This is a genomic window from Micromonospora lupini (assembly GCF_026342015.1).
GTDB classification, from domain to species: domain Bacteria; phylum Actinomycetota; class Actinomycetes; order Mycobacteriales; family Micromonosporaceae; genus Micromonospora; species Micromonospora lupini_B.
In genome coordinates this window covers 2,719,161-2,738,943 of record NZ_JAPENL010000001.1, presented here as the reverse complement: position 1 = coordinate 2,738,943, position 19,783 = coordinate 2,719,161, and the positions used below count along the sequence as shown (strand labels likewise).

General features: G+C 70.5%; 35 protein-coding genes and 1 pseudogene. 1 reads left to right on the top strand and 35 read right to left on the bottom strand.

Going from position 1 to position 19,783, the window contains the following annotated elements; translation table 11 throughout:
• Positions 1–5: 5 nt before the first annotated feature.
• The 9 genes and pseudogenes from OOJ91_RS12105 to OOJ91_RS12070 form a co-directional block, all read right to left on the bottom strand.
• Positions 6–272 (bottom strand): hypothetical protein, encoded by a 267-nt coding sequence (locus OOJ91_RS12105; protein ID WP_266244700.1) that lies wholly within the window; start codon positions 270–272, stop codon positions 6–8.
• Positions 269–463, bottom strand: coding sequence for a hypothetical protein (locus tag OOJ91_RS12100; RefSeq protein ID WP_266244699.1), 195 nt, complete (start codon positions 461–463; stop codon positions 269–271). Before OOJ91_RS12100 ends, OOJ91_RS12105 begins: the two co-directional genes overlap by 4 nt.
• Positions 463–1,341, bottom strand: a complete 879-nt coding sequence (locus OOJ91_RS12095; RefSeq protein ID WP_266244698.1) for a hypothetical protein — start codon at positions 1,339–1,341, stop codon at positions 463–465. Before OOJ91_RS12095 ends, OOJ91_RS12100 begins: the two co-directional genes overlap by 1 nt.
• Positions 1,338–1,568 carry a hypothetical protein gene (locus OOJ91_RS12090; RefSeq protein ID WP_266244697.1) on the bottom strand — a complete coding sequence of 77 codons (231 nt, stop codon included), beginning with the start codon at positions 1,566–1,568 and terminating at the stop codon, positions 1,338–1,340. The genes OOJ91_RS12095 and OOJ91_RS12090 overlap by 4 nt, the downstream gene beginning before the upstream one ends.
• Complete coding sequence (locus tag OOJ91_RS12085; RefSeq protein WP_266244696.1) at positions 1,565–1,930, bottom strand: hypothetical protein; 366 nt, start codon at positions 1,928–1,930, stop codon at positions 1,565–1,567. The genes OOJ91_RS12090 and OOJ91_RS12085 overlap by 4 nt, the downstream gene beginning before the upstream one ends.
• Complete coding sequence (locus OOJ91_RS12080; RefSeq protein WP_266244695.1) at positions 1,930–2,691, bottom strand: DnaB-like helicase C-terminal domain-containing protein; 762 nt, start codon at positions 2,689–2,691, stop codon at positions 1,930–1,932. Before OOJ91_RS12080 ends, OOJ91_RS12085 begins: the two co-directional genes overlap by 1 nt.
• Positions 2,692–2,705: 14 nt before the next feature.
• Positions 2,706–3,644 (bottom strand): replicative DNA helicase, encoded by a 939-nt coding sequence (locus OOJ91_RS12075; protein ID WP_439117063.1) that lies wholly within the window; start codon positions 3,642–3,644, stop codon positions 2,706–2,708.
• Positions 3,645–3,731: 87 nt separating this feature from the next.
• A pseudogene (locus OOJ91_RS34575) lies at positions 3,732–4,085 on the bottom strand (DnaB-like helicase N-terminal domain-containing protein); the annotation flags it as partial.
• Positions 4,085–5,368: a hypothetical protein gene (locus tag OOJ91_RS12070; protein ID WP_266244693.1), complete on the bottom strand. Its 1,284-nt coding sequence runs from the start codon at positions 5,366–5,368 to the stop codon at positions 4,085–4,087. The pseudogene OOJ91_RS34575 and the gene OOJ91_RS12070, both read right to left, overlap by 1 nt.
• A 294-nt stretch (positions 5,369–5,662) precedes the next feature.
• Here OOJ91_RS12070 and OOJ91_RS12065 point away from each other — a divergent pair, with 294 nt between their 5' ends.
• Positions 5,663–5,851 carry a hypothetical protein gene (locus tag OOJ91_RS12065; protein ID WP_266244692.1) on the top strand — a complete coding sequence of 63 codons (189 nt, stop codon included), beginning with the start codon at positions 5,663–5,665 and terminating at the stop codon, positions 5,849–5,851.
• Between the two features lie 300 nt (positions 5,852–6,151).
• Here the strand turns inward: OOJ91_RS12065 and OOJ91_RS12060 are convergent, their stop codons facing one another.
• The 26 genes from OOJ91_RS12060 to OOJ91_RS11935 all read right to left on the bottom strand — a co-directional run bounded on the left by OOJ91_RS12060 (position 6,152) and on the right by OOJ91_RS11935 (position 19,450).
• Positions 6,152–7,006, bottom strand: coding sequence for an SPFH domain-containing protein (locus OOJ91_RS12060; protein ID WP_266244691.1), 855 nt, complete (start codon positions 7,004–7,006; stop codon positions 6,152–6,154).
• Positions 7,006–7,284 (bottom strand): hypothetical protein, encoded by a 279-nt coding sequence (locus tag OOJ91_RS12055; RefSeq protein ID WP_266244690.1) that lies wholly within the window; start codon positions 7,282–7,284, stop codon positions 7,006–7,008. The genes OOJ91_RS12060 and OOJ91_RS12055 overlap by 1 nt, the downstream gene beginning before the upstream one ends.
• A 1-nt stretch (position 7,285) precedes the next feature.
• Entirely contained in the window at positions 7,286–7,948 is a 663-nt protein-coding gene (locus OOJ91_RS12050; protein WP_266244689.1) for a hypothetical protein, read from the bottom strand.
• A 39-nt stretch (positions 7,949–7,987) separates the two neighbouring features.
• The gene (locus OOJ91_RS12045; protein WP_266244688.1) at positions 7,988–8,665 is read right to left on the bottom strand and encodes a hypothetical protein; all 678 of its coding nucleotides are present in this window, start codon (positions 8,663–8,665) and stop codon (positions 7,988–7,990) included.
• Positions 8,666–8,679: 14 nt separating this feature from the next.
• Positions 8,680–8,880 (bottom strand): hypothetical protein, encoded by a 201-nt coding sequence (locus tag OOJ91_RS12040; protein ID WP_266244687.1) that lies wholly within the window; start codon positions 8,878–8,880, stop codon positions 8,680–8,682.
• Positions 8,880–9,392, bottom strand: a complete 513-nt coding sequence (locus OOJ91_RS12035; protein WP_266244686.1) for a single-stranded DNA-binding protein — start codon at positions 9,390–9,392, stop codon at positions 8,880–8,882. Before OOJ91_RS12035 ends, OOJ91_RS12040 begins: the two co-directional genes overlap by 1 nt.
• Before the next feature lie 34 nt (positions 9,393–9,426).
• Positions 9,427–9,720: a WhiB family transcriptional regulator gene (locus OOJ91_RS12030; protein WP_266244685.1), complete on the bottom strand. Its 294-nt coding sequence runs from the start codon at positions 9,718–9,720 to the stop codon at positions 9,427–9,429.
• Entirely contained in the window at positions 9,717–10,232 is a 516-nt protein-coding gene (locus OOJ91_RS12025) for a DUF4326 domain-containing protein (RefSeq protein ID WP_266244684.1), read from the bottom strand. The genes OOJ91_RS12030 and OOJ91_RS12025 overlap by 4 nt, the downstream gene beginning before the upstream one ends.
• Positions 10,229–11,254, bottom strand: a complete 1,026-nt coding sequence (locus tag OOJ91_RS12020; protein ID WP_266244683.1) for a DUF5131 family protein — start codon at positions 11,252–11,254, stop codon at positions 10,229–10,231. Before OOJ91_RS12020 ends, OOJ91_RS12025 begins: the two co-directional genes overlap by 4 nt.
• On the bottom strand, positions 11,247–11,897 hold the full coding sequence (locus OOJ91_RS12015; RefSeq protein ID WP_266244682.1) for a J domain-containing protein: 651 nt from the start codon (positions 11,895–11,897) through the stop codon (positions 11,247–11,249). Before OOJ91_RS12015 ends, OOJ91_RS12020 begins: the two co-directional genes overlap by 8 nt.
• Positions 11,890–12,471 (bottom strand): hypothetical protein, encoded by a 582-nt coding sequence (locus OOJ91_RS12010; protein WP_266244681.1) that lies wholly within the window; start codon positions 12,469–12,471, stop codon positions 11,890–11,892. Before OOJ91_RS12010 ends, OOJ91_RS12015 begins: the two co-directional genes overlap by 8 nt.
• Entirely contained in the window at positions 12,462–12,635 is a 174-nt protein-coding gene (locus tag OOJ91_RS12005) for a hypothetical protein (protein WP_266244680.1), read from the bottom strand. The genes OOJ91_RS12010 and OOJ91_RS12005 overlap by 10 nt, the downstream gene beginning before the upstream one ends.
• Complete coding sequence (locus OOJ91_RS12000; RefSeq protein WP_266244679.1) at positions 12,635–13,105, bottom strand: hypothetical protein; 471 nt, start codon at positions 13,103–13,105, stop codon at positions 12,635–12,637. Before OOJ91_RS12000 ends, OOJ91_RS12005 begins: the two co-directional genes overlap by 1 nt.
• Complete coding sequence (locus OOJ91_RS11995; RefSeq protein WP_266244678.1) at positions 13,098–14,219, bottom strand: hypothetical protein; 1,122 nt, start codon at positions 14,217–14,219, stop codon at positions 13,098–13,100. The genes OOJ91_RS12000 and OOJ91_RS11995 overlap by 8 nt, the downstream gene beginning before the upstream one ends.
• 12 nt (positions 14,220–14,231) lie before the next feature.
• Positions 14,232–14,744, bottom strand: a complete 513-nt coding sequence (locus OOJ91_RS11990) for a hypothetical protein (RefSeq protein ID WP_266244677.1) — start codon at positions 14,742–14,744, stop codon at positions 14,232–14,234.
• A complete protein-coding gene (locus OOJ91_RS11985) occupies positions 14,741–15,304 on the bottom strand; it encodes an HNH endonuclease (protein ID WP_266244676.1) in 564 nt (187 codons plus the stop codon). Before OOJ91_RS11985 ends, OOJ91_RS11990 begins: the two co-directional genes overlap by 4 nt.
• A complete protein-coding gene (locus tag OOJ91_RS11980) occupies positions 15,301–15,792 on the bottom strand; it encodes a hypothetical protein (RefSeq protein ID WP_266244675.1) in 492 nt (163 codons plus the stop codon). The genes OOJ91_RS11985 and OOJ91_RS11980 overlap by 4 nt, the downstream gene beginning before the upstream one ends.
• Entirely contained in the window at positions 15,789–17,018 is a 1,230-nt protein-coding gene (locus OOJ91_RS11975; protein ID WP_266244674.1) for a hypothetical protein, read from the bottom strand. Before OOJ91_RS11975 ends, OOJ91_RS11980 begins: the two co-directional genes overlap by 4 nt.
• Before the next feature lie 147 nt (positions 17,019–17,165).
• Entirely contained in the window at positions 17,166–17,603 is a 438-nt protein-coding gene (locus OOJ91_RS11970) for a hypothetical protein (protein WP_266244673.1), read from the bottom strand.
• An 87-nt stretch (positions 17,604–17,690) separates the two neighbouring features.
• Positions 17,691–17,888: a hypothetical protein gene (locus tag OOJ91_RS11965; protein WP_266244672.1), complete on the bottom strand. Its 198-nt coding sequence runs from the start codon at positions 17,886–17,888 to the stop codon at positions 17,691–17,693.
• Positions 17,885–18,130, bottom strand: coding sequence for a hypothetical protein (locus OOJ91_RS11960; RefSeq protein WP_266244671.1), 246 nt, complete (start codon positions 18,128–18,130; stop codon positions 17,885–17,887). The genes OOJ91_RS11965 and OOJ91_RS11960 overlap by 4 nt, the downstream gene beginning before the upstream one ends.
• Positions 18,123–18,476, bottom strand: coding sequence for a hypothetical protein (locus OOJ91_RS11955; RefSeq protein ID WP_266244670.1), 354 nt, complete (start codon positions 18,474–18,476; stop codon positions 18,123–18,125). The genes OOJ91_RS11960 and OOJ91_RS11955 overlap by 8 nt, the downstream gene beginning before the upstream one ends.
• On the bottom strand, positions 18,473–18,655 hold the full coding sequence (locus tag OOJ91_RS11950; RefSeq protein ID WP_266244669.1) for a hypothetical protein: 183 nt from the start codon (positions 18,653–18,655) through the stop codon (positions 18,473–18,475). The genes OOJ91_RS11955 and OOJ91_RS11950 overlap by 4 nt, the downstream gene beginning before the upstream one ends.
• Positions 18,656–18,672: 17 nt before the next feature.
• A complete protein-coding gene (locus OOJ91_RS11945; protein ID WP_266244668.1) occupies positions 18,673–19,005 on the bottom strand; it encodes a hypothetical protein in 333 nt (110 codons plus the stop codon).
• Complete coding sequence (locus OOJ91_RS11940) at positions 19,002–19,229, bottom strand: hypothetical protein (protein ID WP_266244667.1); 228 nt, start codon at positions 19,227–19,229, stop codon at positions 19,002–19,004. Before OOJ91_RS11940 ends, OOJ91_RS11945 begins: the two co-directional genes overlap by 4 nt.
• The gene (locus OOJ91_RS11935; RefSeq protein WP_266244666.1) at positions 19,226–19,450 is read right to left on the bottom strand and encodes a hypothetical protein; all 225 of its coding nucleotides are present in this window, start codon (positions 19,448–19,450) and stop codon (positions 19,226–19,228) included. Before OOJ91_RS11935 ends, OOJ91_RS11940 begins: the two co-directional genes overlap by 4 nt.
• Between the last annotated feature and the right edge of the window lie 333 nt (positions 19,451–19,783).

Below are 19,783 nucleotides of genomic sequence, written 5' to 3'. Positions count from 1 at the left end.
GTGGATCACTCCTTCGCGGATCGTGTGGTCAGGGGAAGCCGGCACGGTACGGCTTCGTGGTGGTGCACGGCGTTGGCGTGGCCGTGGAAGCAGCCGGTCAACAGGTGGACCCCGCGCGGCTTCGGTGTCGGGCCGGGCCGGTCGACGACCAGGCGCAGGCAGCCGCATTCGAGGCGGTCGACCCGGTGGACGCTCAGCGTCGCGGCGGCCACGACTCCGGCCGTGTCCTCGACGGTGGCGGTGACCTGGTCACCCGGGCGGATGGCGATCACGCGGCGACCCGTCGAATCGTGCGATCGGCAGGGCAGCGGTCCGTACGGGAGCCGGGTTCACCGACGACCTGCCAGCCGGCGGCCTGAGCGGCGGCCCGGATGGTGCCGGCGTCACGACGCGCCTCGGGCCGCGCCGCGAAACTGGTCTTGCACCTGTCGCAGCACAGGTCGACGACCACGAGGACGGCCATCAGGCGGCCGACCCGGACCGGCACCCGTAAGGCGAGCAGCCGTCCGGCTCGCCTTCCTCCATGAAGTCGAACAGGTCCCCGGCGTCGGCAGCGGCGTCCTTACGCTGCACGCGGTCGATCGGTGCCTGAGCGAGCGGCAACAGCGACCGGTGCAGGAACGGAACCCCCTTCAGCCCCTTGTAGCTGACCGCCCGCATCGCCTCGTCGTCCGCGACGGCCTGCGCCCACTCGTCAGGCTGCTTGTCCCGCAGCTCCCGCCACATCCGGTTGCCGTGGAACGGGCACGAGATACACGCCGACTTCGGGGTAGAGCCCCAGCCGCGCCGTTCCAACCAGGCGATGCAGTTCGACCGACTCATGTGCAGGTCGAGCAGCGGGTAGGCGTTCCGCAGGTAGGCCGGGGTGTTCGAGTCGTTGACCCGACCGATCTCGTCGACGGAGAACCCGATCCACTGCTCAGCGACCGCGCCGGCCGGCGGGTGCAGGATCGATCCGGACCGGGACTGCTTTGCGCCGAGCAGCAGCTTGATGTGCCGGCGGATCGGCTCCATCTTGTACCGCTCGGTGCACTGCCGCCGCAGCATCGACGCCCTGCCGTCCCCGCCTTCGACGAAGACGGGCAGTCGCAGGTATGGGCCGTTGACGGTGTCGTCACGGAGGTTGCGTGTCCCGACCTTGACCAGCGGAATGCCGGCGTCGTCGAGGACTGTCTTCAGCCGGGCGAGGTGGTCGTAGACGGCCTTCGGTTCCCACCCGGTGTCGGCGAAGATCGCCGCGTCGATGCGGGGCAGGGTGCCGTCGGCGGTCATGAGGGCGAGGACGGTGGATTGGACGCCCGCGCCGAGGCTGAGGACGCGCTTAGTGGGTTCGGTGGTCATGGGGTGTCTCCGGCGGTGCGTGATGGTGTGGTCGGGTGGGTGACCCTCGGGACGGTGTTTGTTCGGCGCAGGCGTGCGAACGCGGCGCCGGTGACAGGTCGGCCCAGCCACAGCCCGGCCACGCCGGCGAGCGCAGAGCCTGCGGGGTCGGCGAAGAAGGCGACGAGCAGCAGCCACGCCACCGAGGCGACGAGCAGGCCGGCGGCCAGCCGGGCGGCGCGGGTCACGCCGGCACCACCCGTCGGGACTGCCAGTGCTCGACCAGCGCCCGCTGGTCCGCGTCGAGGTCGGTCATGTCGAGGCGGAGCCCGGTGTCCCCGAGGACCCCGCCATCGACGAGCGCGAAGTAGGCGGCGGCGCACTCGTACTCGCCGGTCCACGAGTTGTGCACCATCGGTTCCCCGCAGCAAACCGGCTCGCTGGCGGCTGGGTGGGGCGGGCAGTCCTCGGCCGGGTGGTCACACGGGGCCGGCAGCTCGACAAGCCCGCCAGAGGTCCGGGACGTGGTCGGGGACAGCCACTCGCCGCCCTGATCGGCCACCAGGCGGGTGAGGAAGTCCCGGCGCAGCCAGACGTCGCAGGCGCGCATCAGGACACCGGGTCCGTGACGAGTTCGCAGAGCTGGGCACGGTCGAAGCGGGCGGCGACGACCACGCTGCCCGTCGGGCCGGCGCGGTGCTTCGCCACGGTCACCTCGACTTCCCCCACCCGGTCGGTGGTGCCATCGAGGTCGGGGCGACGCAGAAGGATCACCACGTCGGCGGCCTCGACGACCCCCGACGGCAAATGGTCGACGGCCGGCAGGGGGCCAACGGCGTTCCACAGCAGGGGCGTGGTGGCGGCAACGGCCACGTCGCGGCGGACGGCCAGGTCGGCGAGTGCGGCTGCGGCGGCACCTGGCGACTCGCAGGACAGCATCCGCATTGCGTCGATGGCGAGGAGGCGGGCTCCGGAGGTGCTGCTGTGGACGCCGAGGACGGCTGCGTCGAGGTCCGGGATGGTGCGGTCCTCGGACAGCCAGAACGTCGCTGCCCCGGTTAGGTCCGCGACCCGGGCGAGGTCGGTGACTTCGGCGTCGGTCAGGCCGCCGTGCAGCACCCGGGACAGCGGCACCCCGGACAGGGCCGACCACAGGCGAGCGCCCCGGGCCGCCGGCTCCGTTTCTAGGTCGACGAGGACCGTGGGCTCGTTCGCGTGGAACGCCGCAGCGCAGACGATCGTGTCGAGCATCGTGGTCATGCCGGATTGGGACTGGCCGGCGATGACGGTGAGGGTGCCGGGCCGCAGACCGCCGTCGAGGAGCCGGTCCAGGGACGGCAGGCCGGTGGTGATTGGGTCGGTGTTGGTCATGGGTTTGCCGCCTTTCAGGCGTGGGCCATGTCGCGGAAGCGGGACAGGTGAAGTTGGGCGGCGACGGTGACGGTGGCGGTTTCGCCGAGCCGGTTCTTGGCCCCGATCAGGTCGACCTCACCCCGCCGGGGGGTGTCTCGGTCGTAGTAGTCGGGCCGGTGAAGGAGCACGATCTTGTCGGCGTCCTGTTCGATGTTCGAGGCCCCGCGCAGGTCCGAGAGCTGCGGTGTCTTGTCCATTCGCGCGCCGGGGGCGCGGTTGAACTGCGCTGCGACGAGGACCGGCACGTCCAGGCCCATCGCGAGGCGCTTGTTGCCGGTGGAGATGTCGGCGATCTTTGCGGTGGGGTCGGTGATGCGGTCGCTGCTCGGCGACTGCAGGTGCATGTGGTCGATGATCACCAGGTCGAGGCCGGCGGGGCTTCGCTGCAACCGGCGGCAGCAGGCGTCGATGTCGGCGACCCGCATCGGGGCCCGGTCGGACACGTACAGCGGGGCGTGGGCCATTGGCCCGATGTGCGCCATGATCCGATCCCACTCGGGAGCGTTATTGGGCAGGCCGTCACGGATCAGCGTGTGGGGGACACCCGACTCGGCCGAGAGGATCCGGTCGAAGATCATGCCTCGGTCCATCTCCAACGAGAACAGGGCGACCGTGAGGCCAAGGCGGATCGAGACGTGCCGGGCGATGTCGACCAGGGCGATGCTTTTACCCATCGCTGTCGCCCCCGCAAAGATGATCAACTCTTTGCGGCGCAACCCGCCAAGCAGCTTGTCCAGGTCGGCGTAGCCGGTGGTGATGCCCTTCGGCTTGTTGCGGCGGGTACCGATGTCGTCGAGCGCCGGGTTGATCAGCGACCCCAGGTCGACCAGATCCTTCTCTGGACCCCGCCTGCGGGCGGTCACCTTCTCCGCCAACCCGGCGGCGATCTGCGCCAACTTGTCGGTGCTCATGCCGGAAGTGGCGGCCTGCACCAGCTTGACGCCGCCCTCCTGCGCGTCGCGCCGCCCGGCGCACTCCAACAGCCGGTCCCGGTAGTGAGGGACCTGCGACAGGGTGGTGGCGGCGGCAAGGCAGGTGTGCAGGTACGGGGCCCCGCCAAGGCGCTTGAAGTTTGCCGCATCGGCGTCGAGGAGGATCGCCGCGATCGACGCCGCGCCGATCGGCTTCCCGAGGTGGTAGGCGTCCTGGATGGCGTCGAACAGCTCCCCGTGGACCGGCCGGTAGAACACCTCCCGGTCGAGATCTTCCACGTCGGCCATCACCTCGTCGGCCTTGTCGAGGTCCCCGGCCATCAGGAGACAACCGATCAGGATCTGCTCTGCGGCGACGTCGAACGACGGGACGTTGTCGAACTGGCCCGTCTGCTGGGCACGGGGGTCGGTGGCGGTCATCATGCGGCGGAGTCCTTCCGGGCAGCGGTGAGCAGCCCTGTACCGGCGGCAGCCGCGGCACGGGCGAGGGCGGTCAGCTGTTCGGCGGGAACCCCTGCCCGGCGCAAGGCTTCGGCCTGCTGGGTGAGGGCGATCAGCGTGGTGGTTGGCAGGGGCAGCCCGTGGCTAGCGGCCTGGTAGGCGGCGAGGGCGGCGATCACGTCCGGGTGGGTGGTCGCGTCGTTGACGCGGGCTGGCGCACCGCTGCGGCATTGCGGGCAGATCAGCGTGTGGTGCGTCGGGTGGAGGGCGCGGCCGGCGAGGGTGCCGTGCTCGCAGGCCGGTTCGGTCTTCTCCATCTCGCGGATGGCCCGTTCGGTGGCCTCCCCGCGCTCCTTGCGCATCCGCTCGTACCAGGCACCGAAGCCGGACCCCTCGGGGCCGGCGATCGCCCGGATGTAGCCGACGGGCTTGCCCGGGTAGTCGAGGCGGACCAGCCTTTCGACGGCGCGGGCGTCATCCTCGGTCGTCTCGGGGTAGTCGGCGCGCGACCAGTCGTAGATGATCTGCTGCCGCTCGGTGAGTTTGACCGTGCGGGTGGAGAACAGGCCGGCCTGCGTGCCGGTGTCTCCGGGGCGTGCGGTCGGCTTGATGTGGGTGGTGAGCCACCCCGGGGTGATGGTTGTCGGCTCGGCGGCCGGTGGTGAGGCCGGCGCGGCGTCGGCCGGGTTGTGGGTTGTGGGTTGTGGGTTGGGGGTTGCGGTACGCGCCGGTGCTGACTCGTTAGCCATTCCGCCGGTGCCGTCCGGGGCATCGGAATGGCTATCGGAATGGCTATTGACCTGCGGAAACGGGTCATCAGCCGGGTCTTCCGGCGGGGCGTCGCTTGCGTCGCCCTCCAACCACGACGCCGGGCACCCCAACCGCGCCAGCTCCTCGGCGAGCACCTGCCGCAGCCGGGGCGATTCGACCGCCCGGACCGCCTCACGGATCGACGGCTGACGGCGCGGGTTCCGGTAGCCGTTGTCATGGCGGATGAACGACCGGACCAACAGCTCCTCGGTGTCCTCGTCCACCACGACGAACGCCGCCGCGTCCAGGTGCTCGATGCGCTCCCGGAGGTCGGCGGTCGTGTCGCCCTCGGACAATTTCGCCCACCGGCGCACGGTCAGTGGCAGTACGCCACCGGCGGAGATGTTCGGCTGGGTGACGAGCAGGAAGTACGCCTGCTGCCGGGCCGGGTTGAGGGCCTTGAAGTCGTCGTCCCGCCAGATGGCGGTGAACAGTTGCGCGTAGTTCCGCATCAGGCCAGCGCTCCCGCGAGGGTGGCGGCGCGTCCACGGCGGCTGCTCGCGGCGATTGTCGCGGCGTTGCCGGTGGAGTGGGCCTGGGTCACGTGGTGCTCCGTTCTGGTGGCGCGGGGTGGTGCAGGGGTGTTGCGCTGCCGTTTTGCCTGGTCAGGTTGACCTGGACACGTCCCGACCTTAACCTCTTTCCTAAGGACTTTCCAGAGAACTACCTAAGGAGTTTCGGTGACGACAGGCGCGGGGCACAGGAGTACCGCAGGAGATCCGCAGGAAGACCGATACGATGCCGGGGTGAAACTGAGGCAGCTCACCGTCGAGGACGTACGCACGGAGATCGGCGAGATCGTCAAGCAGGGCATCGACGGCACGCTTGAGGAGCACTTCCCGGTGACCCGGCACGGCAAGGTCGGTGCCGTGATCATCCCCATCGCCGAGTACCGCCGGCTTCGCAAGAAGGACGGCAATCCCACCGAGCTGTAGCCGCCTCACCCCACACCACCTGAGCCCGACACCATCCCGGTGTCGGGCTTCTGTGCGGCGTACACCGCCGGGCAGTGGGCGTCGCACCGCCACCCGCACGGGTACAGGCGGGCCGGCTCAGCACCGCACGCGGTCACACCGGCGCCGCACGGCCGGGTCGGCGGGGGCTGACGGACGAAGCCCGGCACCGGCCGGGGTACGACCGTGAACTTCTGACGGCTCACCGCCACCACCTCCCCCCCCTGGTTGATCCGGCCGGCGGCGCGGCCCGCCCTCTCGACGGGCCGCGCCAGCCGCGGGCTACTTCTTGCCGCTCTGGACCGGGTTGCCGCCGCCCAGGCAGAACCCGGGCTCGTTGCCGTGCCTGTCGGCGATCTCCAAGCAGCGGGTGACGTCGTTGACCTGGGCGTTCGTCTCCGTGATCTGCTTCTGGATCAGGGCGTTGGCCTTCTCCTTTTCGAGCGTCCGGGTCTTCAGGACGGCCTGCTGGAACGCCTCGATGTAGCCCTGCGTCTTGTCGTCGTAGTTGACCCGGGTCACCACCACGGACAGCACCTCGACGTCCTCGCCGATGCGCTTGACGATGCCGGCCTTGACCGTGTCGGCGTACGGGCCGAGCGGGACGTTGAGGTTGCCCTGGCCGTCGATGTTCTTCAGGGGGTCGTGCGGGTTGAACGCCTCGTTGAACGCCTCTGCGAACGCCGGGTCCACCCGGCGGGCCGTGAACGTCTCGAACTCCTTCTTGTAGCTGGCCCACTGCTCCGGGGCACGGCCCGGCCTGGTGTGCCACTCGACCAGGGCCTCCACGCAGGCGTTGGCGAGGCTCGCGATGCGGACCTGCACGCAGGTCTTCTCGCTGCGGTGGTCGTATGCCTGCCGGGAGGCGTCCCAGTCGTCGACGTTCTCCCACGGCGCGACGAACTGAAGTCCGGCGCCGGTGGTCTCGCCGGTGGGCTTGCCGAAGCTAGTGACGATGCCGACGTATCTGACGGGCACGGTGTTCATGGACGCAAGGAGGCAGAGGATCAGCCCGAAGGCGAGGAACGCGACAGCGGCTCGGGCCGGTCGCCGCTTGTCGCTGACGACCGCCGCTCCCAGGGCGGCGAGTACCGCGACCACGAAGAAGAAGATGGCGACGTAGAACAGGAATGGCATTAGCGGTTGATCTCCTTGCGGTAGTCATCGAGCAGGTCGTCGACCTGCTTCTTGGTTTCGGGTGACAGGACGTCGCCTGCGAAGTCGCCGTCGAGTTCGATGACCCGACTCATGCGATTGAGGATCTTGATGGCGCGGGCGTAGAGCTTCGCCGAGTTCTTGGTGAAGCCCAGCGCGCGCAGGGACTGGGTGGCGTTGGTGCTAGCGCCGACGGTGAACCCGACGGCCGCCCCGGCCATAACCGACAGCAGCACCACGGCCGCGACGACCACGGCCACGTCAGTAGCCGGCGCCGCTGTCGGAGCCGGAGGGAACTCGACCGCCTGAGGCAGCAGCGACCGTCGCGGCGCTGTCGGCGGCCGACCCACCCCGGGAGTAGCTGCGCGTCGCCGTGGCCAGCCCGAAGTAGCTGCCCTTCGTGGCTTGCTCCGACGCGTCCAGGGCGACGGTCGAACCGATCTGGAAGCCCATGCCCTCGGCCTGCCGCCAGGTGTTCGGGCCGGCGCCGAGGAACACGAACGACCACCGGCCGCCCGCCTCCCGCGTCTTGATCAGATGGGTGATGTCCGCAGCGGTGAACTCCCGCGAGCTGTTCTCCCTGCCGTCGGTCTGCACCACGACCAAAACCCGGTCGTCTTCGTCGAGGGCCGCCGCCGACTCGAACTGGCCGATGGTCAACCCGACCGCGTCCATCAGCGCGGTCGACCCGCGCGGCCGGTAGTTGGCCTCCGTCATGGCCGGCGCCCCGTCGAGTGAGTGAGCCGTGCACAGCGGAATGAACTCGGTGTCGAAGAGGGTCACCGACAGGCGGTACTCCCGATCGGTGTCGGCGCGCAGCTCGTCGACGTAGGCGTTGAAGCCGCCGCGGACGTCGTCGGCGAGCTTGTTCATTGAGCCGGACATGTCGACGATGAGCAGGACGTATGTGGTGGGCTTGGACATGCGGGGTGCTCCTTTCGGGAGTTGGGGAGACGACGCGGGTCAGGCGGCGGCGACGGAACTGAGTCGGCGCGAGGACTTGCGGACCGGCTTGATGCCGCCGATGAACCGGTCGCCGATCGTGACGATCGCCGGGGTGTCCGGGCCGGTGTAGACGAGCCGCATCGAGTCGCCGCGCATCCGGACCGCACCGAAGTGGGCCAGGAGCAGCGGGTTGAACTCCATCTCCGCGACCGGGAACGGGATCACGTTGATGTCGAGGCCGCGTCGGACGTTCGGCATGTCCACGTCCCGGTCCAGGACGGTCACAGCGAGGCCCGGGTACCCGCAGTCGGTGTTGCGCGCCACCCGCAACCGGTGCTCGTCCGTCACGCCCTGAATGAAGTCCAGGCCCAACGGAACCCACCGATCCTTCTCCTTCAGCTTTACCTTCTTCGCCAGATCGGCGGCGTCGCTGAGGGCGATGACGATCGACCAGGGATCGTCCCGGCCACCCACGCGAGAGAACAGGCCCTCCTGCGTGGCGCTCTCCGGAAGGTCGCCCGGGTGCCAAGTGGACATGCCGGCGTGCATGTCGTCGGTCGCGGAGGCGTGCAGGGCTTCTCCGTCGAAGTCGAGGCGGACCGCGTGGATCCGGGGCAACTCCGGGTCGGGGCAGGCGAAGCCCATCACGTCGTCGAGCAGCCCGGTCAGCTCGCCAGTGGGGATGTAGGTCGTCATGAGAGCGGGACTCCTTACTTGGATTTGCGGATCGCGGCGCCGATGACGGCCAGCACGATCAGGACGACCGCGGCGATGGCGGCCAGGATGGGGGAGACCACCACCCACCAGGACCAGTCGGTGACGCCGGTCAGCTTCAGGACGATGAACGTGATGGTGAGTGCGCCGACGAAGCCGATGCCCCCGGCGCTGCTGCTCGATGAGGTGCCGGCCATCAGAACGGGGGCTCTTCGTCGAAGCCGCTGCCGGCGGCGGAGCGGCCGTGCGCGGGGCTGGCCGGGGCACCGGACGCCCACGGGTCGTCGAAGCCGCTGCCTGCCGGCGCCTGCGCGGACCCGGTCGAGCTGCCGGGGCCGCCGGACCGGGACGCCTTCTGCACCTTCGCCGTGGCGTACCGCAGCGACGGACCGATCTCGTCCACTTCCAGCTCGATGACGGTGCGCTTCTCACCCTCACGCGTCTCGTACGAGCGCTGCCGCAGCCGGCCCGTCACGATGACGCGGGCGCCGCGCTGCAACGACTCGGCGATGTGCTCGGCCATGTCGCGCCAGGCCGTGCACGCGAGGAACAGGGGCTCCCCTTCCTTCCACTCGTTCGTCGTCTTGTCCATGAACCGGGGCGTCGACGCGACCCGGAACTTGGCGACGGCCGCCCCGGACGGGGTGAACCGCAGTTCGGGGTCATCGGTCAGGTTGCCGACGACCGTGATGGTGGTGTCTCCCGCCATGGGTGACCTCCCTCTGGTTGGTGGGGTGATTGGGTTACGCCTGGTGGGCGCGCAGGATCCGGAGGCCACCGCGGCGCTGGGCGGCGCGGCGCTCCTCCTCGGACATGCCGCCCCACACCCCGAATTCCTGACCGGACTCCATCGCCCAGGAGAGGCACTGGTCGGCGACGGGGCAGCGGCGGCAGACCGCCTTGGCCTGCTCGACCTGCAACAGAGCCGGGCCGGTGGTGCCGATGGGGAAGAACAGTTCGGGGTCCTCGTCGCGGCAGACGCCCAGGTGCCGCCAGTCGAGAGGCACGCTGTCGGCGGACGTGGACTGGCTGCTCATTCCGTGGGTTGATCCGTGTCCCATGTCGGCTCCTGTTCTGTGCGGGTCTGGTCGGCGGGCAGGGCCTCGCCGTCGTCCGTCGGGATGTAGCGGGGCTGGCGGTAGCCGTACTGGTGGGCGTGGCCCAGGTCGAGGTCAATCAGGGGGCGGGCCGGGCGGCTGGCGGTGACCGTTGGGGGACCGTTCGCGAGGGCCAGCAGGGGATCGCCGTGGCACGGGGTGCCCGGCTGGCAGGCGCAGGCCAGGTCCCGGCCGGCCAGATCCCGGCGGATCTGCTGCGCGGTCGGGTACCGCTCGGCTCGCCGCAGGATGTCGCGGTCGCAGCACAACCACGCCGGGTCGACGACGCGGGTCGCCAGGAAGGCGCCGAACTGGTCGACCGCCTGCTGCTGGCTGCGGTGCTCGCACACCGGGAACGGGTTGCCGTACCGGGTGGACCGGGTGATGAGGCTGGTGTTCGGGGGCAGGGACGCACCGACGAACCGGGTCCAGCGGATGCGCTTCGGGCTCACGCTGGCGCTCCGACCGGGAACGGGCGGGCGTCGTGCAGCTCGCCGTCGAGCAGCCGGCCGGCGGCCTTCAGCCCCACCCGGGCGACGTGCGCCCACGCCCGGTCATCGGTGCCGGTGAACTCGGCGAACGGCTTCGTCTTGCCGGTAACCGGATCCACCCAGCGGTGCCGTTGCGGGTTCGTCCACGCGTCGGCGGGCGACCAGTCCGCCGGGAAGCGGTGGTGCCACTCGCCGTTCTGCTTGTGGTGGAAGTACACCCCGGCCGTCTGGCACTGGTCGCGCAGCGACCGGAACCAGTCCGGGTGCGTCGGCCGGGCCTTCGCGCCCGACTCGCCCTCCGTGATGACCCAGTCGATGCCGCCGTTCAGCGGGTCCAACCAGTGCCCGTACGACAGTTCACCGGTGAAGCCGTCGGCGGCGCAGTACCCGCACCACTCCTGGCCACCCTCGTCGGTCACGACCTCGGACCGACCGTGGGCATCGCAGTACGCGGGGTCGAGGTTCACCGGACCCAGCAGGGGCGCGGCACTGACGAACTTTCGCGTGGCCGACTGGGTGAGCAGGAGCGGGATGCGCTGGTCGGCGAACCGCTGGTTCTCGGCGGACACCCCAAGCCACACGTTCGACGGCCACGCCCTGTCCCAAGGCACCATGGCGGCGACGTTCTCCGGCCGCTTCGTCAGCAGCATCCACACCAGCGCGGGGGTCTGCTCGATGAGGTCCCACAGCCGGCGGCGCGCGTCCGGCACATCCGGGTGGTCCTCGAACACGTCAGCCATCGACGCGGCGAAGACGAACAGCGGCTTCCCGGCGGCCAGGGCCTCCCGGTTCCACCGCTTCGGCTTCGCCCAGTACCCCTCGGACATCATGCGGCGCGGGGCCGTGCGGCCCCAGTGCTTGCCGCCCCACCGGGTGTCAGTGGTGTTGGCGTAGCAGAACCGGCACGCCGGGCTGACCTTGGCGCAGCCCCACCACGGGTTGAATGTGTGATCACACCAGGAGATCCCGCTGAACTCAGCCACGGTCGCCTGCCAGGAGGTCACGGGCAGCCGCGAGCCGCCGGAACAGCTCGGTGTCGCCACCGACGTCCGGGTGGTGCTTCCGGGCCGCGATGCGGAACGCCGCCGCCACCTTGTCCGGGTCGGCGAGCAGATCCCCGGCCGTCCACGACGTCTCCGCAGCAAGCAGCGTCGCGGCCTGTTCCCGGGTCATGTCGAACTCGCCCGACGTCGCCGCGATGGCCGTCCAACCGCGGTACTGTTCGCCGCTGCGGGTCACCCCGTACCGGTCGACGGCCCTCAACGCTTCGAGTCCGAGCGCGATGGCACGCACGTTGGCCTGCCAGCCAGGCAACGCGAACCCGTACTGCTGCTCGTAGGCGTCGGTCGCGTACGTGAGTGGCCCGTACCGGGAGTCGAACGACACCTTGACGCCGGGGAAGCCGACGCGGGCGTTGGCGCGAAGCATCCCGTCGCGGCGGATCTCCCCGTCCGTGACGTCGATCTGCACCACGACGAGGGCTGCGCCGAGCAGGTCGACTTCGCGGGTTAGGAGGTCGAGGGTCTCCGACCAGTTGGCCTTGAAGCGGTGCGAGGCGGCTCGGTTGACAGTGACGGGCCGATCCCATACGCCGAGCGGGCGGATGTCGTAGCGCGTGTCAGCCACGGCCGGCCTCCGTCAGGTCGTGGTACCGGCCGTGGAGGGTGTCGGCGGCGAGCTGCTGCACGGAGGCCAGCAGCGTCGAGCAGGCCACAGCCTCGGGGCTGGCGTCGCGGATCTGCTCCAACGCGGCTCGGAACGCGTCCACGTCACCGAGCGGCTTGCGGGGCCGGCGGATGCTGTTCAACTCGGCGGTGATGCGCCCGCTGACCAGGTCGACGGGTCGCCACACGCCGACGTCGGCGCCACCGGCGGCGAGCATGTCCATCCACCGCTGCTGCTCGACGCTGACGATCCCGTCGGCGGCTTTGAACTCGCGCCACAACTGACCGCCGGGCCCGGCGAATACCGCGTCAACGAAGCCCTTCGCCCCGCTGCCCTGCGCTGCGGTGACGTACCGGCCGGGCCGGATCTGCGCCGGCAACGGGTGGTAGGCGAGGAGACCGATCCGCTGCGCCAGGTCAAACGTCTTGCCCAGCAACTCGTCCTCTTCACGGTTGCGGTCCGGCTTGGCGGCGGCGGGCATGCGGACCTTCGGCGCAGCCGGGGTGCGGCGTGTGGTCGGCGGCATCAGTCGCACGACCCGTCCGTGTCCACGAACACGACCCAGCCGCCGAACACGATGAGCACGGCAATGATCGCGGCCAGCACCCAGGAGATCGACTGGTGGGCGAGGGCGAACCCGCCCTTGATCAGCAGGGTTAGCACAGCGGAGATGACAAGCCCGATCAGGAAGTCGGCCATCAGCGGGTCACCGCCTCGCCAGCCAGCGCGTCGGCCGGCAGCGCATCGAAGGCGGCGATGACTGCCGCCTGACGGGGGAAGCCGGACGGCTTGGAGAACTGGTGCCGCCACACCCTCACGGCGTCGACCAGGCGAAGCATCGCGGCCCGCTCGTTGACGAGCCGGTCCCACTCGGTGCGCAGCCGGTTGGCCTCGTCGGTTGCCTTGACCAGTTCGGCGGTCAGCCGCTCGTTCTCGACCCGTGAGGCGTCCAGCTCGGTGTTCTTGGTGCCGTCGGGCCAGATCAGGTCGATACCGGCCGCGCGGATCAGCGCGGTGACGTCGTCGGCGATCGTCGCGTCGATCTCGGTGGTGTCGTACGCCTGCCCGATGTGCGCCCACACCTCGCCGGGGGTGATGTCCCGGGCGTTGCCGCACATGATGTCGGCGGCGACGGTGCGCGGGTCAAGGCCGTCCATGCCGTCAGACATGGCAGTCGACCAAGACGACGTACGTCTGCGGGTCCATGTCGTCGAGGTACCGGTTCACACCGACCCGGAACGCCGACCGCTCACCCTCGCCCTCGCTGGACATCCCGAACCAACCCATCCGGCCGGGCGCGAGCCAGTCACCCTCCAACGTCACCAGCGCGTACCCGGGCACCGCCCCCCGGCGGGCCTCCTCGACGTATTCCTCCCGCCCGGACATGAAGTGCTCGACCGGGCAGTCCAGCCAGCGCAGGTCTTCGTTCTGGTGGGTGAGCCGGATGCGCTCCTGCTCCCCGTACTGGGCGCGGGCCTCGTCCCAGGTGATCTCCTTGACCTGGGCGAGCCCGGAGAAGTGCGACCACGGCTTGGCCGGGTCGGCCTTCTCGCAGATGGCGTCCCAGAGGTCGTACCGGGCGTTGGCTTCGACGGCGGCCTTGTCCCGCATGGCCTTGAAGTCGAGGACGAATCGGGGTCCGCCGTCGCAGTAGAGGCCCCCGTTGTCGGCCCGTTCCGGGTTGCCCCGGTCGCCGAACAACCCGGCCCGACCGAAGACGAGGACGCTACGGTCCGCGCCCTGAACGCCGATCATCGTGCGGTGCCACCGGCCACCGAGCGCCCACCAGTCCCACAAGCCCTCCGGGTTGCGGGTCGAGATCGTGTAGGCGCGGTCCGACTCCGCGTCGTACAGCAGCCGCTCACTGTCGCTGGTGTCACCGGCCACGGCCAGAGCGTTCGTCGGGTGGTACTTCTCGTTGTAGAGCTTGGCCACCGTCTCCCAGGTGGGGTGCTCGCCCAGCTTGTCCGCCCAGATGGCGTCGTCGGCCAACTCGGCGCGCTGCTCGTCCTCCGTCTGCCGGGAGCACCGGCCCGCGTGCTTGATCCCGTGGGGGTCGTCCGGGTAGTGCGGGAGGATGCCGGTGCCGTTGCGGTGATGCTCGGCACCCCGTCGGACCGACGACACCCACCAGAACTCCTCGGCGGTGCCGTCCTCGAAGTCGCGGTAGGGCTCGACGTCGCGGTTCTCGTCCCAGCGGGCCAGCCGCTCGCCGATCGTCTGCTCGATGGTGGTCGGGTCCGTGGTGGCCGGAAGGCAGACCAGGACGGTGAAGTGGCTCATGCGGGTTCTCCTTCAGGCCGTGCGGGCGGGTGCGGGGGTGTGAAACAGGTCTGTGGGGATGCCGGCGGCGGCGAGGCGGCCGAGGCAGTCGCGGGTGCCGGGGGACCGGCCGCGCCAGAACGCGAGCGCGTGGTCTGCGCCTCGGTCGACCATGTGTTGGTTGCGGTAGTTGCCGGCGGTCGGGCAGATCGAGCCGCGTTGCCGTGGCCGCTGCCGGCGCTCACCGTGGCGGCAGGTAGGCCGGCACGAGGCCGCCCAGTCCGCCGGGTGTGGTTCCTCGCCCACCTCGATCGGGTGGGGCAGGAGGGTCACCCACAGGTGGGCCAACCAGTCCGCCGACTTGTGTGGCCGGTGACCGGACGGGCGGTGCGGCGACGGGTAGCAGGCCCCGTGCACCACGATCAGCCGTGACGCCCCCGCCGCCACCGCGGTCTGCTCGACGCGGTCCATCTCCTGCCGGAACCAGACCGTGTTGTCCCACTCCCGGGAGCCGGTCACGAGGAGCCGCCACGTGCCGCCGATCACGACGCCTCCGCCGGCTCCTGGTCGGTCCAGCCGCCGTCAGCGTCGAGCCACACCCGCCCATGCAGGTAGTGATCGACTGGCACCCGCGCCGGGTCCTCGGGGAGCCAGATCGCCCACCCGTGGGGCCGGGCAGCCCGCTTGCTCGACTCCACGGCCAGGTGACAGCCGCCGGGGGAGGTGGCCGACCCGCACAGCAGGATCAGGTTCTGCGGCTCGTTGGTGTCGGGGCGGCTCGTGCCGCCGCTGCCCCGTGCCCGCCGGTGTTGCACCGACCAGTCCAGGCCCCGCTCCCCGCTTAGGTGCTTGCCGCAGCGCACGCACCGGCCCTGGTCCCGCTCGGCGACGACCTGCACCGTCTCGATGGTCGGGTCGGTGTCGGCCGGCTTCGCGAACCGCGCGGCCGGCTTCCGGTCCCGATCACCGCTGGTCCCAGACGGTGCGGGCCGGTTGACCAGAGTCGAGAACGGCAGTCGCTCGCCAGCAGCGGCGAGGGCTGCGAGCTTCTTCTTCGACACCTGGTTCAGGGGTGCCGAGCGGGTGATGGGGCCGGACCGCTTCATGCCGCCTGCGCCTCCTCGGCGGCCGGCTCCGGGCGCGGCCTATCAACGGCGAGTGCCACGAACTCGGCTGCTTCGGCGGCGATGGCCGCTTTCGCCTCGGAGGTGATGCGGATCGAGAAGCCGTTCCACGCGCCACCGGCCCGCCACTCCAAGCCGGGGATCTCCTCGCCCTGCGCATCGCACGCCGGGCTGCCCCGGTCGGCTACGCCTTCGAGGAAGCTCTTGCACCAGGCCGGGCGGGGGCGGCGGATCGTCTCGACCTCGCTGGGGAACCGCTGCTCGACGTAGGCGAGGAACACGGCCTCGTCCGTGACCGTGACTGACGGTTGGGTGGTGGACCCGGCGAGGGTGATGCCGGGTTGCTTCCACGACGGGACGATGCCCTGATCGCGGAAGTCAGCTTCGGCGGCGGAGGCGAGCCGGGCGCGGAGCACCTTCGCGGCGGCCTCGTGGAGGGCGACGGCGCGGATCATGTCGGCGCGGTTCACGCCGTCGCTCCGGCCAACTCGGCGACGGTCTGCTCACCCTGCGGGGTCGGGTACGCGTGCCCGTGCGGGTCGTCGTCGGCCTCCCGCGCGGACAGTTGGTCGGCGGCCAACCGGCCGTGGTCGGTCGCCGTCTCCACCGGCGAGGGCACGCGCTCCCGTCGGGGCTGTTCCGCTGCCTGCGCGGCCTGAGCGGGCCGACCGTTGGCCGGGGCTGCGGGTGCGTCGGGCATCTGCGGCTTACGCCGGTTGATCAGCCCGAACAGGTGCTTTTGCTCGGCCTCGGTGATCTTCCCGTCCTTAAGGGCGGGCTCGATCTTGTCGTACGCCTGCTTGAGCTGCCCAAGGTTCTCGGCGGACTCGACGGCCAGTTCGATCACGGCCGCCATCTCCGACAACGGGGCGTCGCTGCCGGCGACCATCGGTACCATCTCCCGGGCGGTGCCGGCCTTCGGGTTCCACCCGTACCGCTCGAAGATCAGCTTTTCCAGGGTGAACCCAGGAAATCCGCGCTCCGGGTCGATGCCGGGCCGAACACCGTTGACCACCGTCCGCAGCTTGATGAGCTTCGGGTTGCCGTCGCGGGTCATCCGCACCCAGATCGGCATCGACGACGTGAAGGACTTCTGGCCCGCGACCTTCCACGTCGTCTTGTTCGTGACCGGCTTGCCGTTCTCGAACGCAGTGACCTCTTCACCCCGGGACAGCAGGATCACGACGCCCTTGGTGGTGAGGAGCACCGTCATCAGCTTCTTCCACCGGGCGGTGGCGTCGTTCCAGAAGTTGGAGGTGATGTCGATTTCGGCGTTGGGGTTCTCGGCCAGCTTCGCCCGGTTGGCCTTGGTGCTGCGGGCACGGTTGTCGGCCCACTCGCTGAGCAGGTCCCACACCGCACCCTGCTGGTCGACGACCAAGACGGGCGGCTTCTCGCCGGCCTCGAAGGCACGTGCGGCCTCGTCGCGGAAGGCGCACGCGGCCCGGTACAGGGCGGCGTAGTCCCACACCTTCGCCTGGTTGTCCGGGACCACGATCTTGTACCGCGCACCGGGGATCGCCCCGTATTGGTCGGCGGTCGTCTCGTCGCCCAGCTCCATCCAGTACATCCGGCCGACCTTGTCCGACTTCGACAACTCGACGGCGGTCCAGCTCCGGCCCGACCCCGTCTCGCCTTCCAGCAAGACGACGGGCGGCGGCACCTCGCAGGTGGGATCGCGGGTAATCAGCGTCATGGTTGGTGGTGCTCCTTACGGTTGCGCTGCGGCTGGTGAGAGCCGGTGATCAGTTGTTTGGGGCGACGGCGACCGGTCTGCCGGAGACGGTCGGTGCGGGCGTGGTGCCTGCGGGCGTCATGCCGGGAGATCGGGTCGCCGTCGCGGTCAGAAGGCGGGCGGCTCGGAGCCGTCCGGCTCGTCGGAGTCGTCCGGCTCGGGGCGCTCGCGGTGCACGAGGGCCATCGGTCCCCGCTCGTCGAGCAGCCGGCTCGCCTGGTAGGCGGCGTAACGGTTCACGGCGCGTGTGCTCGACGGCGTGAACACCTTCTCCGTGCGGAAGTCGTCGCCGACCTCGCGAACGGAGATGAACCACAGGACGTTCTCCCGGTCGCGCCACACGTCGCCGGTCTCCGGCGGCCATTCGGCAGGGGCGACCCGTGTGACCTCGACCCCCGTCGCACCTGTGTGGATGTTCGCCACATGGACCACGCATTCGCTCGCGGCCGTCGCGTAGGAGATCGCCACGCTGCCGGGCAACACCTCGGTTACCTGTGCGCCTCGGATGGTGATGTCGACGAGTTCGCCGGTCTGAAAGTCCGTCATGCAATCCTCCTGGTGAGAGGGGGTGCGGTTGCCCCCGCTGACACCTCTGACACTACCGATATTCCTCAGGACTTTCTAGGAAAACACCTAAGGAGTTCCGCTGTTTTTGGGCCGCTCTCTCTGTCCCCCCACCGCTTGGCCGGCCAGCCACAGCCCTCGCATCAGCAGGGCCAAGCCCACCCAGAACGCCGCCATGCCGGCCGCAGGCACCGGACCCACCGCGTCGAACACCAGCCCGAGCACCAGCAGCACCAGCCCGACCGCGATCCAGTCCGTCCGGTTCACCGGCCATCACCGGCCGCAGCTCTCGCGTCGCGCCGCCACCGCCGGAAGTTGAGCGTGTAGACCCAGCCGTACGCGACGGCCGACGCCAGGAACCCCCACTGGCGGGTCACCACCGAGTACGCCAGCCACAACACCTGCGCAGCGATACCGACCGCCCACCCCCACGGCGACCGGCGGCCGGCCAGGTACAGGCCGAACACCCCGACGACCGCAAGGGCCCAGGACCACCACTGACTAGGCACGCGGCACCGCCCGCTGCCCAGGGATCTCCTCGGCCCGGCTTATGACTGGCAGCAGCATCCGCGCCGACCCCAAGCCGGGCAGAGCGCCCGGGTCAGGAGCCCGGCGGGGACGCGGCGCCACCGCGCGCACCACCGTCCGGATGGTCCGCATCGGCTCGTGCCGACGCCGGTGAGCCGGATGCCGGTACACGGCGTCCTGCCGGGCAATCGCCTCCGCCCGGCGTAGCTCGACCCGCACCCGCCGCCACTCATGCGCGACGTGCCAGAGCAGCCCGCCGCCGACCGCGACCGCGACCCCGCCGATCACGTAGACCCCCGGCGCGTACCGGATCAGCCAGGCGATCACGACCGCACCCGCCCATCGGCGCCGTACGCGCGATGCCCGAGCCTCGGGTCGGACGGGTCAACCGGCGGCACCTCCACCGTGTCGATGACGTCTTCACCCACCAGGTCGGCGAGGCCGACCGGCGGCCCGGACCGCACATCGGCGGTAAGCGCCCACAGACGCGACCAGGTGATAGCCACAGCGGTGTCCTCCCGGGTCAGGCGGCGGGGATCGCCGGTCGGGGAAAGCGGACGGTGTCGAACTGCGACCGGCGCCCGGCGCGGTTGCCCGGCCAGGGGGCGGCGCGACGCAGCCGCGGCCCGCCCGGGTAGATCGGCGGGGCCGGCGTCGGCCAGCACGCCTCGCACGGCAGGCAGCCCATGCCGAGGGCCACGTCGACTGCCTCCGTGCCCAGCTCGGCCAGGTTCTGTCCGCAGCCGGTGACGGTGGGGCGGTCGCTCGTCCGGTGGAAGGCGTCGTGGAGAGTCGCGGTGCGGGGTAGCAGCACCGGGTCGAACGGGGCGAGGCCGGCGGGCAGGGCGACCATCACGACAGCACCCAGCGCAGGCCGTACCAGGCGGCGACGGCGAGGATGCCGACGACGACCAGGAGCAGGACGAGGGGTCCGTAGTCGGCCAGGATGTCGCGCAGCGAGGGCCCGTCGCCCTCGTCGCGGGGTACGGCCAGGTTCAGTGGCTCGACCACGACCATGGCGGGCGCGGGCTTGACCATGCGGGTGCCGACTCGACGGAGCCGGCCCTTCTCGGCGGTCATCGGGACGCCGCCAGGGCGCGAGCGGTGGCAACGTCCTCGTCGATGGCGAACCGTGCCGCCAGCTCGTCGGGGTCGGCGGTGCCGTAGGTGGCGCGCAACCCCTCCACGGTGGTCGGTGCGCCGGGGTTGGGCCGCCGGTTGACCCAGTTGTCGTCCAGGATGTCACCGGGCATGGTCACGGCTTCGTCGTCGATGGTCGCGGGCTGTACGGTGACTGTCATCTGGGACCAGCTCCAATCCGTTGGTGGTTCCGGTAAGCCCCCGAGCCGGGTCGGTCCGGCAGCGGGCGGGAAGAACGGGCGGACGCCGGCCAGGGCGTCCGCCCTTCCGTTCACCCGGGGGCGGACGAGACGTCCTGGGCGGGGGTGCCGCAGGCCCTCACCGACAGCGGCACCCCCACCTCCTTCCGTGGATGGCTTGCGCCTGCCCCGACCGCCGCGAAACGGTCGGGGCTTCGCGTCGCTGCGGGGGCCGATGCGGCGACGGCAAGCCGGGCGTGCGGCCTCACCCGGTAGGGGCGGGTGGTTGTGGCCCGGACCGGTGACGTCGACGCA